The organism is Nonomuraea coxensis DSM 45129 (assembly GCF_019397265.1).
Taxonomy (GTDB): Bacteria; Actinomycetota; Actinomycetes; order Streptosporangiales; family Streptosporangiaceae; genus Nonomuraea; species Nonomuraea coxensis.
On the sequence record NZ_CP068985.1, the window covers coordinates 6,609,096 to 6,624,288 of the forward strand.

A 15,193-nucleotide genomic window follows, 5' to 3' on the forward strand; every position below is an offset into this window, starting at 1 on the left:
AGTCGGAAGGGGTTCCCTGACATCGGTACGCTGAGGCGGTGACCGATGGTGAGAGTGGCAGGGCGTTCCGGTTGGCGTACGCGCCCGGGGTGACACCCGCCAAATGGGCCAACATCTGGGCCGAGCGGTTGCCCGACGTACCACTGACCCTGGTCGCGGTCCCCGCCGCCGAGGTGGTGGCGCTCCTGCGGGACGGCGGCGCCGACGCCGGATTCGTCCGGATGCCGGCCGACCGCGACGTGCTCAGCGTGATCCCCCTCTACGTGGAGACCACGGTGGTCGTGGTGCCCAAGGACCACGCGGTGGCCGCCGCCGACGAGGTCACCCTCACCGACCTGGCCGACGACGAGATCCTCCACCCCCTGGACGACGCCCTGGAGTGGACGGCTCTGCCGGGGCTGCCCGCGTTCACCCGCCCGGCCACGACGGGCGAGGCGGTCGAGCTGGTCGCGAGCGGCGCCGGGCTCCTGGTGGTGCCGCAGTCGCTGGCGCGCCTCCACCACCGCAGGGACCTCACGTACCGGCCGCTGCTCGACGCGCCGCAGTCGCAGGTCGGCCTGGCCTGGCCCACCGACGCGACCACGGACCTGGTGGAGGATTTCATCGGCATCGTACGAGGCCGCACGGTCAACAGCTCCCGAGGCCGCATCCCCGCCCCCGCCCCCGAGAAGCCGGCCCAGCGCCGCAAGGAACGCAAGCCCGACCGGACCGCCTCCGGCCGCCGCGCCACACCTCCGCCGCCGAGCCGCGGGAGGAAGGGCAAGCGAAGCCGCTGACCCGCACGGCGGCGAGAAGCATCCGACCCCTGTGCGAGCGACCGTCACACCAAGCGAGTCGCGACCATTTCCCCATGAGTGTCGCGACCAACTCACCACGACATCAGCGACTGGCTCACCACGAGCTGTCATGATGGAGTGCATGGTCACCACCCCGCTCGGACGCCTGATCCACCGTCACGCGGAGCAGAGAGTCGAGGACGCACTGGCCGACACGCGCGTCGTCCTGGTCAACGGCGCGCGGCAGTCGGGCAAGAGCACGCTGGTCCGGCGGCTCGCCAGAGCAGACGGCACCGAGTGGCGTGACCTCGACGATCCACTGACCCTTCGAGCCGCGTTGAGCGACCCCAGCGGCTTCGTCGACTTCCCTGAGCCCATGGTCATCGACGAGATCCAGCGCGCCCCGGAACTGCTGCTCGCCATCAAATCCCAAGTGGACGCCGACCCGAGACCCGGCAGATACCTGCTCACCGGCTCCTCCCGGCTGCTCGCCCTGCGTGGCCTGCCGGACACCCTGCCCGGGCGAATGGAAACCATCGAACTGTGGCCTTTCGCCCAGGGCGAGATCGACGGCCTTCCTGACGCCTTCATCGACGCGGTGTTCACGCACGGCCCGAGCATCCGGCACACCTCCCGGCTCACCCGGGCCGACTACGCGGACCGCCTGGTCCGCGGCGGCTACCCGGAGGCCGTGGCCCGCACCAACCCTCGACGCAGGCAACGCTTCTTCGACTCCTACGTCGGCGATCTGATCAACCGTGACGTGAGGCAGCTGTCGGAGATAGAACGCACCGCGGAGCTACGCGCGTTGGTCAGGTCCCTGGCGGCCAGGTCCGGGCAACTCCTCGTCGTTCAGGCGCTGGGCCGTGACCTCGGCCTGCCCGGCACCACCACCGCCAGATTCCTGGCGCTGCTGGAAGAGGTCTTCCTCATCAAACGCGTCCCCGCCTGGTCGAAGAACATCAGCAGCCGGGCCATCCACACCCCCAAGGTCGCCTTCGTCGACTCAGGAGTGGCCGCGAACCTGCTGGGCGTCGACGCGCACAGCCTCCTCCGGCCTGGTTCCGCGTTCGGGCCGCTGCTGGAGGGCTTCGTCCTGATGGAGCTGGCCCGGCAGGCGACCTGGACGGACACCTTGGTCGACCTGTACCACTACCGGACCAAGGACAAGGTCGAGGTGGACGCCGTCCTGGAGAGCCGTCAGGGCCTGGTCGTGGGCATCGAGGTCAAAGCCGCCTCCACCGTACGACCGGACGACTTCAAAGGGCTCCGTCACCTTGCGGAACGGGTGGGCCCCGACTTCGTCGCCGGTCTGGTCCTGCACACTGGCACGCAGACGTTCTCCTTCGGCGATCGGATGCTGGCCGTCCCGGTCGGCGCCCTGTGGGAGACAACGGCATGAGCGGGAGGGCGCCTGCTCGATCGCGCGTGGGCAGGCAGCCCGGAGCCGGACGGTGGCCGATCCCGGCGAGCACCCGGTCGAGTGTCGGCCGGCGTGTCCACGGATGACGGGCTGATCGCCCGCGTCAACCGCCGCCGGCCGCGCCGTTCAGGAGCCGACGCGCTCGCGCCCCTTGTCCGTCAACGACGCCAGGTGCACTGCTACGCCGAAGGTGGTGAAGCCTGACCTGGCCGCCTCTGTGAACCCTGCGATGACCCTCTCTGACGGGAACTCCTTGACCAGGACGTCATAAGCTGCGAATCCGTGGTCCCGGATGGCGGCGAGGACGATGTCCGTGGTCAACTCGGGGTGGGTCACGATTTCCTCCAGCAGGTCGCCTTGCCCCCTACGGTCCCACCGTCTGCCGAAGCCTGCCACCCTCAATACGCTCGCCCGGCGACGCTCTTCGTCATGACCGCGCGAGGGGCCGGGTTCCCCCCCTTGCGGCCGGTCAGGCGCGCGGCGATGACGTCGGCCGCCAGCCACGCCATCGGATTCGCCGAGGCGCAGGACATCCGCAGCGGCCTGCCACCGGCTCCTTCGGCGAGCGCGGCGTCGCCGACCGCGTACACGTCGGGGTGCGAGACCGATCGCATGCCGGCGTCGACGATGATCCGGCCCGTTCCTGACACCTTCAGGGTGGTGGCGGCAGCGAGCGGGTGCACGGTGAAACCCGCGGTCCACACGGTCACCTGGGCCCGGATCTCGCCGCCCGCGGCGGTTACCACGCCGTTCGCCTCGACGCACGTGATGTCGGCATGGTCGTGAACCGTGATGCCGAGCCGGTCCAGGGCGCCGCGCAGGTGGCGCTGGGCCTTGTCGCTGAGCCGGCCGCCGACGCGCCCGCGGGCGGCGATCGCGACCTCAAGGTCCGGGTGGGCCTCGGCGATCTCGGTGGCGGTCTCGATGCCGGTCAGGCCGCCGCCCACGATCAGCACGGTCCCGCCGGGCTCCACCTCGCCCAGGCGCGCCCGCAGCCGGAGGGCGGCCTGCCTGCCGGCCACGTCGTGGGCGTGCTCCGCGACGCCGGGGACGCCGTGAACGGCGACGGCGCTGCCATGGCGTACACGAGGGTGTCATAGGCGAGGGTCTCACCGCCGAGCTCGACGGTCCTGCCTTCCACGTCGACGGCGGTGACCCGCGCGGTCCGTACGTGTACGCCGGTGCCCGCGTTGAGGTCGCGCAGGGGGCGGGGCCGCAGGTCCTGCCCGCTCGCGAGCTGGTGCAGGCGGATCCGTTCGACGAACTCCGGGTCGCCGTTCACCAGGGTGATCTCGACGTCGTCGCGGTGCCAGCCTCCTGGCGAGGCGACCGGCCGTGTTGGCTCCGGCGTACCCGGCTCCCAGGACGACGATGCGGTGCTTCATGGCTCACTCCTGTCTGGTTGCTTCCACCTCCTGAACCGGACAGGCGCGCGATCCCTGACAGGGACCAGGTGTGATGTGGGTCACCAGCGCGCCGGGAGCGGGCGATGGGGTCCGGCGACCGCCCACTGGCGCGCGATACGCCTCCATCAGGGTGAGCATCGCCATGGAGACCGACTCGCGCTGCTCGAAGGTGTCGGCGGGACCGAGCATCCGATCCCCGTCCAGCACCTGCTCAGGAAGCCACTGCCCCACGTACGTCTCCCGCCTGGCCCGCGCCGAGGCGAGCTGGTTGAGGCAGAGGTTGGTGAGCACCTTCGTCAGCCACGCTTCGGGCGTCTCGATCCGTTCCCGATCCGCCGCGTGCCAGCGCAGGTACGTGTCCTGCACCGCGTCCTCCGCATCACAGGCCGACCCGAGCAGCCGGTAGGCGATCGCTTCCAGACGGCCCCTGAAGCTCTCGAACAGCTCGGCCTCGTACGTGCGGAGCGACATTGCCCCGTGATCGGCCATGCGCGCAGGCCGCGTCCACGTGATTCGAACACGGGGCAAGCCGCCGACATCTCTGCCGAATCGTTGCCCGTCCCCAGCGAGAGCCGGACGACACCAGCCGGCACCCACGTCCGGGACACCCATCTCGGCGGCGCGGAGGCCAGCCGCCCGAGCCGCGCGGCGGAGCACTGTCGCCTCGAAAGAAAGTCTGAGCCCCTCAGACCGGTGCTGTCCGAGTCGTGCTGCGGGGTCTCATGCCCCACACGGAAACCTCAACGGTGACCTTGAGGTTGCCGAGCGGGTCAGCCCTGCTCAGCTCCTCCATGAGTGCCTCCTGGGAGAGGCCGGGCGGCCCATAGCGGGCGTACCACTTCTGACCATCGATCGTGGAGACGGAGATGCGTTGCTCGTCGGCGACAAGAGTCGCTTCGCTTACCCTGCCTTCACGCACCTCGCGAAGAATGAACGAGATATCACGCTTGCCGTAAGGGTCGTACGTCACGAAAGCCACGAACGCACCTGTCAGGACATGTGCGATGACCAGCATCGTCAGCAGCTTGACCCGCGACCTGGAGGGGCTGCGCTTAGACAAGGGATCGACCACGGCAACTCTTTCGTTCGGCTGGTCACGCATGCCATGCATTTTCATCGCGAACGACGAGCATTGCACCGAGACCGTCCAGGAAGGGCCTGGAGTATCCCACGATCTGCAGCGGTTGGCGGACGCTTCAACCCTGACAACAGTGGCCGTCAAAGAGACGAGACATCACCAACACCTGGGGTCCCAAAGGCTGCGTCCGAGGTACTGGGCGTCCAAGTCGACAATCACGGTCTGGTATTCGTATCCGGCTTCACGACGCGTCGGTTGCGGATACCCGTGTCGCACCCAGGCATCGATTGAGAAGTCGGCGTCGATCTCGTCATCCCTGGCGATCCTGGCGGTCTCGTAATGCTTCAGCACTTCCTCGACAGGCCTGTCCGTGACCACGTCGAAACGCACGTGGAAGAGGCAGTCACCCGAATCACCGCTCACCTTGGACTGCGGCCCGTAGAAGCTGGGCGCCGAGCCTCCCGGCGGCATCGGGTACTGCACCACCCGATCCACGAGTCGCGACAACTGAAGTCGTGCATCCAGGCAGGTGCCCAGAAGATCGCGTAGATGAGGAGCACCAGTGCCAACACGAACAGCGCCGGACGAAGCCGTGGTGAGCGACCCAACACAGTGATCGACATGAGTCGCATCCTGTCCTACGGGCCGGACCATCGGCTACGGCCCACTCCCAGGCATCCGCCTAGGCCCGCCCGGCCGCACGCCCGGCACCGGGGCCGTGATGGAGCGCAGGCGGCCTCGCGGCCTGAGGCCCGCTCGATGTGGCCTGATGGCACGCTGATACTCAAGAGCGTCGACGCTCACGAATCCCCGCCTCGATCCGCAGCCCAACGCCGATCAGGGCCATGATCCACAGACCAACGAGCCACGGCCACGAGGGGGATCGCTCATCGAAGATCAGAATCCCGAACGATATGGCGACGCCGGCGACCATGGCGACAGTCCCGATGTTTCTGACCGTTTCATAGTCCTTGGGAGCATCGGCCGGCGAACGGTTGGGCTGGGGACCCTCAGGCTCAGTCACGGCGGAGAGCATCCCATATGGGACCGAACGACAGGGATCCCTGTCGACAGTTCTGCGGATCGATCGGCTCGATGCCCAGTGTGGTGGGCGCGCCCTACCGGACATTCAGGAGTTCAGCGTCTCCCGCGCGCATGCCCTTGGCCAAGGAGGCCAAGCAGTTGGGCATGCCGAAGAACGTGCCGATCTTGGCGGTCTTCGACACGGTGCGTGACGCCTCCGGCCGGCCGCTGACGGTCGTTCAGGTCCTGCTACCTACGATCGGCACGAGCTGGAAGACGCCTGCCCGATCGTGTGAGGCACGACGACCACTTGATCTTCGTCCTCGTAGATGATCCTGCCTGGGTCCGCCGATTCGAGGCGTACGCACTTCACGCCGTGGGCGGCGAGGATGGCCAGGTAGCCCGGCACCCGCTGGATGAGGTGGCCGGCTGACGCCTTGAACCAAGCCGCCGCTCCCGGATTGATGCCGCGATCGTAGACAGTGGCGTCCACGGTCGCGGGGTCGGTGAAGTTGGCCTCGTACCAGGCGTTGTTCTCGCGTCTGAACGCCTCTTCCTCATCCGACAGGCGTCCTTGTCCGGCGAGGCTGTTGAGCAGGCCGAACACGCCGGGGTGGGTTCCGCGGCTGTTCGGCGTGGGGCTCTGGAACCTCACGTACATCGGCGTTCCCTCGTGATCAGCCAGCTCCGGCGAGATCTTCATGAACGACAAGATCAACACCTGCGACTCGGACGACGAAGATGGACCTTCAGGGATACTCTCCCACGTGACGGGACGACAGCCCCGTGGCGCGACCGCTGCAGGGCTCCTGATGCTGGTGGGCGGTACTGGGTTCGAACCAGTGACCCCTCGCTTGTAAGGCGAGTGCTCTACCGCTGAGCTAACCGCCCCTGATCGGCACTACACCTTACGACACCAAGGGGGCCGATCGCACATCCACGGCCCACCCGGGGCCCAGGTCCGGGCGGCCGGCGGCGCGCCAGCCCAGGAGGGCGGCGCCGAGCATGCCGGCGTCGACGCCGAGCGCGGCCGGGATCAGCGGCGGGGCGTCGCGGAAGGCCAGGCGCTTGACCAGGCGCGTACGGACGGGGTCGAACAGCGCCGGCCCGGCCTCGGCGAGGCCGCCACCGAGGACGATGGCGGAGGGGTCCAGCAGCAGCGTGTACGTGGCCAGCGCGAGCGACAGCGCCTCGACGGCCTCGTCCCAGATCTCGATGGCGATGGGGTCGTCGGAGGTGACCACCTGCTCGGCCCTGACGCCTTCGACGCCGGCCCGCCGGCTGTAGCGGCGGCCCACGGAGGCGCCCGAGGCGTACGTCTCCAGGCAGCCGAACTGGCCGCAGGCGCACTGTTCGCCGTCAGGGAAGACGGGGGTGTGGCCGATCTCGCCGGCCCAGCCGGAGGAGCCGCCGTACGGCTCGCCACGGATGACGGTGGCGCCGGCGATGCCGGTGCCGATGGGGAGGAAGAGGAAGTCGGCCACGTCGCGGCCGGCGCCGAGGACGCTCTCGGCGAGGCCGCCGGTACGGACGTCGTGGCCCAGCATGACCGGGATGTCCAGCGTGGTGAACGCCGAGGCGGGGACGTCCCGCCAGCCGAGGTTGGTGGCGTAGATGGCGGCGTGCTCGGAGACCAGGCCGGGCACGGCGAGGCCCACGCCGGCCGGTTCCCCGTCGCCGGCGGCGGCGAGGTGGCCGATGAAGTCGGAGATGGCGGCCACGACCGCGTCCCCGCCCTCGGTGCGCGGGGTGGGGCGCCGCTCGCTCAGCAGCACCTTGCCGGAGTCGCTGACCAGGCCGCCCTTCATGGACGTGCCACCCACGTCGAGCGCGACGACGAACGACGAGCCGCCCGGCGTGCTGCTCGGCCTGCTGCTCGGCGTACTCCTCAATGCGGACACGGTAGGAGACGATAGCGCAGCTCATCCGGTGGCCGGGAAAGCCCCCTGCGGGAGGTCAGGCGCGGCCGAGCACGCGGTTGAGCGCGGCCTCCACCTCCGCCGACAGTCCGGCAGGCGGCGCCTGCGTCGTGGACGAGCAGGTCGGTCCCTTGCCCGAGCGGGCCATCCGGACGGCTCCGCAGGCCCGGCACTCCACCTCGCCGAGCCGGCAGATGAGCGCCGTGGACCCGCAGGTGCCGCAGTGGTCCAGGTCGAGGTCGTGCAGGCGTTGACAGTCCGGGCAGATCAGCACCTGGGACTCCTCGCGCACCCCGCGCTGCCACGGGCTGGAGCCGCGGACCGGGTCCGTCTGCCGGGCCCCGCAGCGGTAGCAGGGCATCGTTGCCTCCGAAGTCAGTGCCGGGGTCAGTGGATGTCGGCGAGCGCCTTGACGTAGTCGGCGACGTCGCGCGCGGCGGAGATCGGGTTGATCACCGACCATCGGGTCACGCCCTCGCCGTCGATGATGAAGGTGCCCCTGCGTGCGAGCCCCTTCGTCTCGTCGAACACACCGTACGCCTGCGCGACCTGTCCGTGTGGCCAGAAGTCGGAGAGCAGCGAGAAGGGGTAACCCTGGCGATCCGCCCAGGCGCGGAGGGTGAAGACGGAGTCGACCGAGACCGTCAGCACCCGCACGTCGTCGCCGAACGCGGTGTCGCGCAGCGCGTCCAGCTCGCTGCCGCAGATGCCGCTGAAGGCAAGCGGATAGAAGACCAGCACGACCTTGCGGCCCCTGAGCCGCGACAGGCGCACCGGAGCGCCGTGCTGGTCCTGCAGCTCGAAGTCCGGAGCCGGGGCGCCGACCTCGACAGGATGTGCGTTCACGCCCATATCCTGCCGTATGGCGGGCGCCGTGACTCCTTGGGTCGATGCTTTCTGCGGGTCCTTTACCTCCGGCCCTTGGGCGTCACGAGCCGGGTGCCGGACCAGTCGGGGGCTGCGGAGACGCTGCTGGTCTGCGACAGACCCGCGGTCGCGGCGTCTTCCCCGATGTCGCTCGGCTCCACGTGGCCCTCGCGTCCGGCCTTGGGGGTGAGCAGCCAGATCTGGCCGCCCTCGGCGAGTGCACGCATGGCGTTGGTCAGCGTGTCGAAGAGGTCTCCGTCGCCGTCGCGCCACCACAGCAGCACCACGTCCACGACCTCGTCGCTTTCCTCGTCCAGCAGTTCGGTGCCGGTCAGGTTCTCGATGGAGTCACGGAGATCGTCGTCGACGTCCTCGTCCCAGCCGATCTCCTGCACCACCTGACCCGGCTTGAGGCCGAGTCGTTCGGCCAGGCCGCGCTCGCCCTGCGCCTGACCCGCGGTCGCGCTCACGTTTATCCCTCCTGCTTGAGTGGCCCCGCTTATGCGGTTTATCGCTTCGGGACAGTCCACACGCTGTGACCCTCAGTCGTCAACGGTCGCCACGGGTACGGCCGTAGTCGGCCAGTTTCAATGCGACAAAAACGACAGGCGAACCTGACGTTGCGTATTGTCGACGTTCAGGTCCACAAGGGCGACGGACTGCCACGTGCCGAGCGCCATCCGCCCGCCGAGCACCGGTACGGTCGCGTACGGCGGAATCAGCGCGGGCATGACGTGCGACCTGCCGTGACCGCGCGAGCCGTGCCGATGCCGCCATCGGTCGTCGGCCGGCAGCAGCTCCCGCAGCGCCGCGAGCAGGTCGTCGTCGCTGCCGGAGCCCAGCTCCAGCAGGGCGACCCCGGCGGTGGCGTGCGGCACGAAGATGTGCAGCAGGCCGTCCCCGCCCTGACCGCGGACGAATTCGGCGCACTGGCCGGTGATGTCGTGCACGGTCTCTCGCGAACCTGTGGCCACAGAGATGATTTCTGATCTCACGAACTGATCTTACGTAGGCACATCGACGGCATCAGGGCCGGGAAACTCCGGCCCGCTGTGCCCGCCGCCGGAGCGCGCCACGCGGGGCTGCTCCCCGTACGAGCCCTGGGCCTCCGTGATGACGCCGCTCCTGTCCTTTTCCTCCACGCCGCCGGCGTGGGCCAGGAGACGGTCTCCTGCCGTTGCCTTCATACCTCCCACCTTGGCCCCCGGAAAGCCGGACGAAAAGACCATGTCCCTAGAACAGGTGATTTTTACCTCCCTCTTCTGGGGGAGGACCCGGGACTGACCGGGACGTTACGCTGCGCGGGTGTGGGGTTCCGGGCTGCGCGGGCGGATGGCGGCCTCGTACGTGCTGGTCACGACCACCGCCGTCTTCCTGGTCGAGGCCGTGATCGCGGCGACGTTCCTGATCCCGCAGGCCAACGCCTCCGACCTCGCCGCGGTGCTGCAGGAGCAGGCGTCGAGCGACGCGCAGGTGATCGGCCTGGAGGTGGCGAGGCTGAGCGTCCCCGGCCGGGTCGGCGACAGACCCGCCGTCCCCGACGTTCCGGACGTCCCGGACCTTCCCGACCTGCCGGGCCGTGCCGGGGCGGGCGACCGCGAGCTGCTGCGGGCGGCCGTGGCGGCGGCAGGGAGACGTACGCTCGCGGGCGGCGCCCGGCCGCACGCCGAGCCCGGCCTCGCCATGCTGGAGACCGTCGTCGGCGTGGACGGCGTGATCCTGGCGGCCTCCGCCCCCCGCATCCACCCCCTGGGCACCGAGCTGGACGTGCCGCTGCCGCCGCTCGGCCGGGAGAACGCGGGCGAGCGCCGCACCACGGCGGGGCCGGCGGTCTGGCACGTCAGCCCGATCCTCCGCAAGGAGCAGGTGGGGCCGCTCGGGGTCGAGGTGATCGGGTACGTGCACGTCCAGGCCCCGGCCGACGCCGAGGTCGAGTCCGCGCCCAGCCTCGCGCCCATGATCGTCCCAACGCTGCTGGTGCTCGGCCTGGTGCTGCCGGTGGGACTGGTGTTCGGGCTGCTGAGCACCCGGCGGCTGATCGGCCGCCTGCGCCGGCTGGCCGCGGTCACGACGGCGGTGGCGGCGGGCGACTTCCGCCCCCGGGTCGAGGTCTCGGGCTCGGACGAGGTGAGCACGCTGGAGCAGTCGTTCAACGTCATGACCGACCGGCTGGGCGCTGCCGTCGAGTCGGCCAGGCTCACCGCGCGCACCGAGGCGCGGCAGGCCGAACGCGGCCGGATCGCGCGGGAGCTGCACGACTCGATCTCCCAGGACCTGTTCTCGCTGAGCCTGCTGGCCGCGGGCATGCGCAGGGCCGCCCCCGAGGAGCTGCGCGGCCAGGCGGAGGCGATGGAGCGGGCCTCCGCCCGCGCGATGCGCGAGATGCGGGCGCTGCTGCTGGAGCTGCGGCCGGTGGCTCTGGAGGACGCGGGACTGCTGCCCGCGCTGGAGGAGCTGTGCCGGGCGTACGAGACCAGGCTCGGCGTCCGGGTCGAGGCGGCGCTGGAGGAGGTCGCGCTGGAAGCGGCGGCCGAGCACGCGGTGCTGCGGCTGGTCCAGGAGGCGCTGGGCAATGCGGTCAAGCACGCCGCCCCCTCCCGGGTGGAGGTGCGGCTCGGGCGCGGCGCGGACGGCGCGGTCACCGTCTCGGTGTCGGACGACGGCTCGGGCTTCGACCCGGCGGACGTCGCCGGGCGGCACGGCATGGGGCTGACGCTGATGCGGGAACGGGTGACGGAGCTCGGCGGGCGCCTCGACGTCCGCAGCGACGCGAACGGGACGACGGTGACGGCGACGCTGACAGGGGCGGGGGCGGCGGCGGGGGCGGTGGGGCGCGCGTGAGCATCCGGGTGCTGATCGTGGACGACCACGAGGTGGTGCGGCAGGGGCTGCGCTTCGTCCTGGAGCAGGAGGACGGGATCGAGGTCGCGGGCGAGGCGGGCGACGGCGAGGCCGCCCTGCGGGCCGTACGCGCCCTGCGGCCGGACGTGGTGCTCCTCGACCTCGTCATGCCAGGAACGGACGGGCTGGGGACGCTACGGGCCCTCAGGGAGGCCAGTGACGGACCGGGCGGACCGGGCGAACCGGGCGGACCGGACCGACCCGCGCCCGCGGTCATCGTGCTGACGTCGTTCCAGGAGGAGGACCAGGTGGTGGAGGCGGTGCGCCTGGGCGCGCTGTCGTACCTGTCGAAGACAAGCGCCGTGGACCGGGTGGTCGAGGCGGTGCGCGCGGCCGCCGGCGGCGGCAGCGTGCTGGAGCCGGGCATCGCGGCGCTGCTGGTGCGCCAGGTGGGGCGCGCCGGGCGCCCCCGGCCGCTCGACACGCTCACCCCGAGGGAACGCGACGTGCTGGGGGCGCTGGCCCGTGGCCGCTCGAACGCCGAGATCGCCCGCGACCTCCGCATGGGGAGGGAGACCGTCAAGTCGCACGTCAGCAGCATCCTCGCCAAGCTCGGCGTGTCGGACCGGACGCAGGCCGCCATCTACGCCCTCCAGCAGGGGCTCGTGCCGCTCGACGAGGCTCTTTGACGCCTCGGCGGCAGCCCTGCGGCGGGCCGCGGGAGGCGTGACCGCTAGACTCGGCCGGCCGCCCGGTGACGCCCTGCCCCCTCGTGGGAGGGCCGGGCACGGCAGGCAGGGGCCCCGTGGAGCAGCACCGGGACACGCGAGCGAAATTTCGTTCATTTTGCTGTCTTGTTAAAATGCTCCCGGGATGTAACCTTTGACTGCGAATCGTCCTACCATCGGTGGTCTAGGCCATCGAAAAGTCCCTGCCAGCAGGGACACGCTGGTTACCGGCCAGTAGAGATGCGTTTTCTACGGCTAGAGACCAGGATGGAAGACGACCAGACCCAGACATCAGTCATTCTCGGAAGGCGAGACCCAGTGGCTTCCGGACGCCAGCGATTCTCGATCATCAGCGACGGCCTACCCAGCCAGCTGCCTGATGTCGATCCCAGTGAGACCAACGAGTGGCTCGAGTCTCTCGACAACGTCGTCAAGACCGAAGGCCGCACCAGAGCCCGCTACCTGATGCTGCGCATGCTGGAGCGGGCCCGCGAGCACCAGGTCGGCGTGCCGGGCCTGCGGAGCACCGACTACATCAACACCATCCCGCCGGAGCGCGAGCCCTGGTTCCCGGGTGACGAGCACGTCGAGCGCCGCATCCGTGCCTACATCCGCTGGAACGCGGCGGTCATGGTGTCCCGGGCCAACGCCCGCACCAACGTCGGCGGTCACATCGCGACCTACGCCTCCGCCGCGTCGCTCTACGAGGTGGGCTTCAACCACTTCTTCCGCGGCAAGGACCACGGCGAGTCGGGCGACCAGGTCTTCTTCCAGGGCCACGCCGCGCCGGGCATCTACGCCCGCGCCTTCCTGGAGGGCCGGCTCAACGAGTCGCAGCTCGACGCGTTCCGCCAGGAGCTGTCGCACGGCTTCCACGGCCTGCCCTCCTACCCGCACCCGCGGCTCATGCCCGACTTCTGGGAGTTCCCGACCGTCTCCATGGGCCTCGGCCCGATCGGCGCGATCTACCAGGCGCGGTTCAACCGCTACCTGCTCAACCGCCAGATCAAGGACACCAGCCGCAGCCACGTGTGGGCCTTCCTCGGCGACGGCGAGATGGACGAGCCCGAGTCGCTCGGCGCCATCGGCGTGGCCGCCCGCGAGGAGCTGGACAACCTCACGTTCGTCATCAACTGCAACCTGCAGCGGCTCGACGGCCCCGTACGCGGCAACGGCAAGATCATCCAGGAGCTGGAGTCCTACTTCCGCGGCGCCGGCTGGAACGTCATCAAGGTCGTCTGGGGCCGCGACTGGGACCCGCTGCTCGCCGCCGACGTCGACGGCGTGCTGGTCAACCAGATGAACACCACGCCCGACGGCCAGTTCCAGACCTACTCGGTCGAGTCGGGCGCCTACATCCGCGAGCACTTCTTCGGCTCCGACCCGCGCCTGCGCAAGATGGTCGAGCACCTGTCCGACGACGACATCCGCAAGCTGTCGCGCGGCGGCCACGACTACCGCAAGGTCTACGCGGCCTTCAAGGCGGCCCGCGAGCACGTCGGCCAGCCGACCGTGATCCTCGCCCAGACCATCAAGGGCTGGACCCTCGGCAAGGACTTCGAGGCGCGCAACGCCACGCACCAGATGAAGAAGCTCACCAAGGCCGAGCTCAAGGAGTTCAGGGACCGGCTCTACCTGCCGATCCCCGACTCGGCGCTGGAAGGCGACCTGCCGCCCTACTTCCACCCGGGCGAGAACGACGCCGAGATCCAGTACATGAAGGAGCGCCGGGCCGCGCTCGGCGGCGTGCTGCCGAAGCGCGTCCAGCGGGCCAAGCCGATCAAGCTGCCGGGCGACGAGGTCTACAAGTCCTTCGGCAAGGGCTCCGGCAAGCAGCAGGTGGCCACCACCATGGCGTTCGTCCGCCTGCTCAAGGACCTCATGCGCGACAAGGAGATCGGCCACCGGTTCGTGCCGATCATCCCCGACGAGGCGCGCACGTTCGGCATGGACGCCATGTTCCCGTCGGCGAAGATCTACTCGCCGCACGGCCAGACGTACGAGGCCGTCGACCGGGAGCTGCTGCTGTCGTACAAGGAGGCCGTGCAGGGCCAGATCCTGCACGAGGGCATCAGCGAGTCGGGCTCGATGGCCTCGGCGATCGCCGCCGGCACCTCCTACGCCACGCACGGCGAGCACATGATCCCGATCTACATCTTCTACTCGATGTTCGGGTGGCAGCGCACCGGCGACCAGATGTGGCAGATGGGCGACCAGATGACCCGCGGCTTCCTGCTGGGCGCCACGGCCGGCCGCACCACGCTCAACGGCGAGGGCCTGCAGCACGAGGACGGCCACACGCCGCTCATCGCCTCCACCAACCCCGCCGCGATCTCCTACGACCCGTCATGGGCGTTCGAGGTGGCCCACATCGTCAAGGACGGCCTGCGGCGCATGTACGGCGACCAGCCGGAGGACGTCTTCTACTACCTGACCGTCTACAACGAGCCCTACCTGCAGCCCGCCGAGCCGGCGAACCTCGACGTGCAGGCCCTGCTCAAGGGTCTCTACAAGTTCGCCGAGGGGCCGCGGACGGAGGGCCCGAAGGCCAACATCCTGTCCTCGGGCGTGGCCGGCCCGTGGGCGATGGAGGCGCAGCGCCTGCTCGCCGAGGACTGGGGCGTCTCCGCCGACGTGTGGTCGGCCACGTCCTGGTCGGAGCTGCGCCGCGAGGCGCTGGCCTGCGAGGAGCACAACCTGCTCAACCCGGAGGCCGAGCAGCGCGTCCCCTACGTCACCCAGGCGCTGTCCGGCGCCCAGGGGCCGTTCGTGGGGGTCAGCGACTACATGAAGGCCGTCCAGGACCAGATCGCGCAGTGGGTGCCGGGTGACTGGTCCTCGCTGGGCACCGACGGGTTCGGCCTGTCCGACACGCGCTCGGCGCTGCGCCGCCACTTCCACGTGGACGCGGCCTCGATCACGCTGGCGGTGCTGACCCAGCTCGTACGCCGCAAGGAGCTCGACGGCGAGGTGCTGCGCGAGGCCATCGCCCGCTACCACCTCAAGAACGGCGTCACCGAGGCCGGCGGCGCGGAGAGCAACGACACCCAGTCGATGGGCGTCTGACAGATCGGTCAGGGACGCTCCCGCGGAGGTCATTCGCGGGAGCGTCCCTGTGTTCGGGGGACGGAC

The 15,193-nt window shown here is 69.9% G+C and carries 19 protein-coding genes and 1 tRNA gene; 5 read left to right on the forward strand and 15 right to left on the reverse strand.

Going from position 1 to position 15,193, the window contains the following annotated elements; translation table 11 throughout:
- Positions 1-38: 38 nt before the first annotated feature.
- A complete protein-coding gene (locus tag Nocox_RS30965; protein ID WP_157382912.1) occupies positions 39-776 on the forward strand; it encodes a LysR family substrate-binding domain-containing protein in 738 nt (245 codons plus the stop codon).
- Positions 777-918: 142 nt separating this feature from the next.
- Positions 919-2,178 carry an ATP-binding protein gene (locus tag Nocox_RS30970; protein ID WP_033408479.1) on the forward strand — a complete coding sequence of 420 codons (1,260 nt, stop codon included), beginning with the start codon at positions 919-921 and terminating at the stop codon, positions 2,176-2,178.
- A gap of 147 nt (positions 2,179-2,325) precedes the next feature.
- Here Nocox_RS30970 and Nocox_RS30975 read toward each other — a convergent pair whose 3' ends face one another.
- From Nocox_RS30975 to Nocox_RS31040, 15 genes are all read right to left on the reverse strand, one after another.
- Entirely contained in the window at positions 2,326-2,535 is a 210-nt protein-coding gene (locus Nocox_RS30975; protein WP_157382913.1) for a hypothetical protein, read from the reverse strand.
- Positions 2,536-2,597: 62 nt separating this feature from the next.
- Positions 2,598-3,221, reverse strand: coding sequence for an NAD(P)/FAD-dependent oxidoreductase (locus tag Nocox_RS43370; RefSeq protein ID WP_246649617.1), 624 nt, complete (start codon positions 3,219-3,221; stop codon positions 2,598-2,600).
- Positions 3,149-3,481, reverse strand: a complete 333-nt coding sequence (locus Nocox_RS43375; protein WP_246649618.1) for a hypothetical protein — start codon at positions 3,479-3,481, stop codon at positions 3,149-3,151. Before Nocox_RS43375 ends, Nocox_RS43370 begins: the two co-directional genes overlap by 73 nt.
- A gap of 106 nt (positions 3,482-3,587) precedes the next feature.
- Positions 3,588-4,076 carry a sigma factor gene (locus tag Nocox_RS30985; protein WP_343224312.1) on the reverse strand — a complete coding sequence of 163 codons (489 nt, stop codon included), beginning with the start codon at positions 4,074-4,076 and terminating at the stop codon, positions 3,588-3,590.
- Between the two features lie 214 nt (positions 4,077-4,290).
- Positions 4,291-4,707: a hypothetical protein gene (locus Nocox_RS30990; protein ID WP_020541932.1), complete on the reverse strand. Its 417-nt coding sequence runs from the start codon at positions 4,705-4,707 to the stop codon at positions 4,291-4,293.
- Between the two features lie 132 nt (positions 4,708-4,839).
- Positions 4,840-5,166: a hypothetical protein gene (locus tag Nocox_RS30995; protein WP_157382914.1), complete on the reverse strand. Its 327-nt coding sequence runs from the start codon at positions 5,164-5,166 to the stop codon at positions 4,840-4,842.
- Positions 5,167-5,467: 301 nt separating this feature from the next.
- Entirely contained in the window at positions 5,468-5,707 is a 240-nt protein-coding gene (locus Nocox_RS31000) for an FXYD domain-containing ion transport regulator (RefSeq protein ID WP_157382915.1), read from the reverse strand.
- 252 nt (positions 5,708-5,959) lie between these two features.
- On the reverse strand, positions 5,960-6,409 hold the full coding sequence (locus Nocox_RS31005; protein WP_026214078.1) for a hypothetical protein: 450 nt from the start codon (positions 6,407-6,409) through the stop codon (positions 5,960-5,962).
- A gap of 113 nt (positions 6,410-6,522) precedes the next feature.
- Positions 6,523-6,597: transfer RNA gene (locus tag Nocox_RS31010), tRNA-Val, on the reverse strand.
- Positions 6,598-6,614: 17 nt separating this feature from the next.
- Positions 6,615-7,598: an ROK family protein gene (locus Nocox_RS31015; RefSeq protein WP_020541937.1), complete on the reverse strand. Its 984-nt coding sequence runs from the start codon at positions 7,596-7,598 to the stop codon at positions 6,615-6,617.
- Between the two features lie 64 nt (positions 7,599-7,662).
- Positions 7,663-7,986: a hypothetical protein gene (locus Nocox_RS31020; protein WP_020541938.1), complete on the reverse strand. Its 324-nt coding sequence runs from the start codon at positions 7,984-7,986 to the stop codon at positions 7,663-7,665.
- A gap of 26 nt (positions 7,987-8,012) precedes the next feature.
- Positions 8,013-8,477 (reverse strand): peroxiredoxin, encoded by a 465-nt coding sequence (locus Nocox_RS31025; protein WP_020541939.1) that lies wholly within the window; start codon positions 8,475-8,477, stop codon positions 8,013-8,015.
- 56 nt (positions 8,478-8,533) lie between these two features.
- The gene (locus tag Nocox_RS31030) at positions 8,534-8,962 is read right to left on the reverse strand and encodes a DUF3052 domain-containing protein (protein ID WP_020541940.1); all 429 of its coding nucleotides are present in this window, start codon (positions 8,960-8,962) and stop codon (positions 8,534-8,536) included.
- A gap of 117 nt (positions 8,963-9,079) precedes the next feature.
- Positions 9,080-9,442 (reverse strand): YjbQ family protein, encoded by a 363-nt coding sequence (locus Nocox_RS31035; protein ID WP_020541941.1) that lies wholly within the window; start codon positions 9,440-9,442, stop codon positions 9,080-9,082.
- A gap of 54 nt (positions 9,443-9,496) precedes the next feature.
- Positions 9,497-9,721: a DUF1918 domain-containing protein gene (locus Nocox_RS31040; protein ID WP_020541942.1), complete on the reverse strand. Its 225-nt coding sequence runs from the start codon at positions 9,719-9,721 to the stop codon at positions 9,497-9,499.
- A gap of 76 nt (positions 9,722-9,797) precedes the next feature.
- Here Nocox_RS31040 and Nocox_RS31045 point away from each other — a divergent pair, with 76 nt between their 5' ends.
- From Nocox_RS31045 to aceE, 3 genes are all read left to right on the forward strand, one after another.
- A complete protein-coding gene (locus tag Nocox_RS31045) occupies positions 9,798-11,333 on the forward strand; it encodes a sensor histidine kinase (RefSeq protein WP_020541943.1) in 1,536 nt (511 codons plus the stop codon).
- Positions 11,330-12,022 carry a response regulator gene (locus Nocox_RS31050; RefSeq protein ID WP_026214081.1) on the forward strand — a complete coding sequence of 231 codons (693 nt, stop codon included), beginning with the start codon at positions 11,330-11,332 and terminating at the stop codon, positions 12,020-12,022. Before Nocox_RS31045 ends, Nocox_RS31050 begins: the two co-directional genes overlap by 4 nt.
- A gap of 357 nt (positions 12,023-12,379) precedes the next feature.
- Positions 12,380-15,127, forward strand: a complete 2,748-nt coding sequence (aceE, locus tag Nocox_RS31055) for a pyruvate dehydrogenase (acetyl-transferring), homodimeric type (RefSeq protein ID WP_020541945.1) — start codon at positions 12,380-12,382, stop codon at positions 15,125-15,127.
- Positions 15,128-15,193: the final 66 nt, after the last annotated feature.

Bases quoted from the DNA above. Each gene is read 5' to 3' on its own strand.
- Nocox_RS31005 (WP_026214078.1), bottom strand. From the start codon at position 6,409: ATGAAGATCTCGCCGGAGCTGGCTGATCACGAGGGAACGCCGATGTAC.
- Nocox_RS31020 (WP_020541938.1), bottom strand. From the start codon at position 7,986: ATGCCCTGCTACCGCTGCGGGGCCCGGCAGACGGACCCGGTCCGCGGC.
- Nocox_RS31040 (WP_020541942.1), bottom strand. From the start codon at position 9,721: ATGGTCTTTTCGTCCGGCTTTCCGGGGGCCAAGGTGGGAGGTATGAAG.
- Nocox_RS30990 (WP_020541932.1), bottom strand. From the start codon at position 4,707: ATGCGTGACCAGCCGAACGAAAGAGTTGCCGTGGTCGATCCCTTGTCT.
- Nocox_RS31025 (WP_020541939.1), bottom strand. From the start codon at position 8,477: ATGGGCGTGAACGCACATCCTGTCGAGGTCGGCGCCCCGGCTCCGGAC.
- Nocox_RS30970 (WP_033408479.1), top strand. From the start codon at position 919: ATGGTCACCACCCCGCTCGGACGCCTGATCCACCGTCACGCGGAGCAG.
- Nocox_RS30985 (WP_343224312.1), bottom strand. From the start codon at position 4,076: ATGTCGCTCCGCACGTACGAGGCCGAGCTGTTCGAGAGCTTCAGGGGC.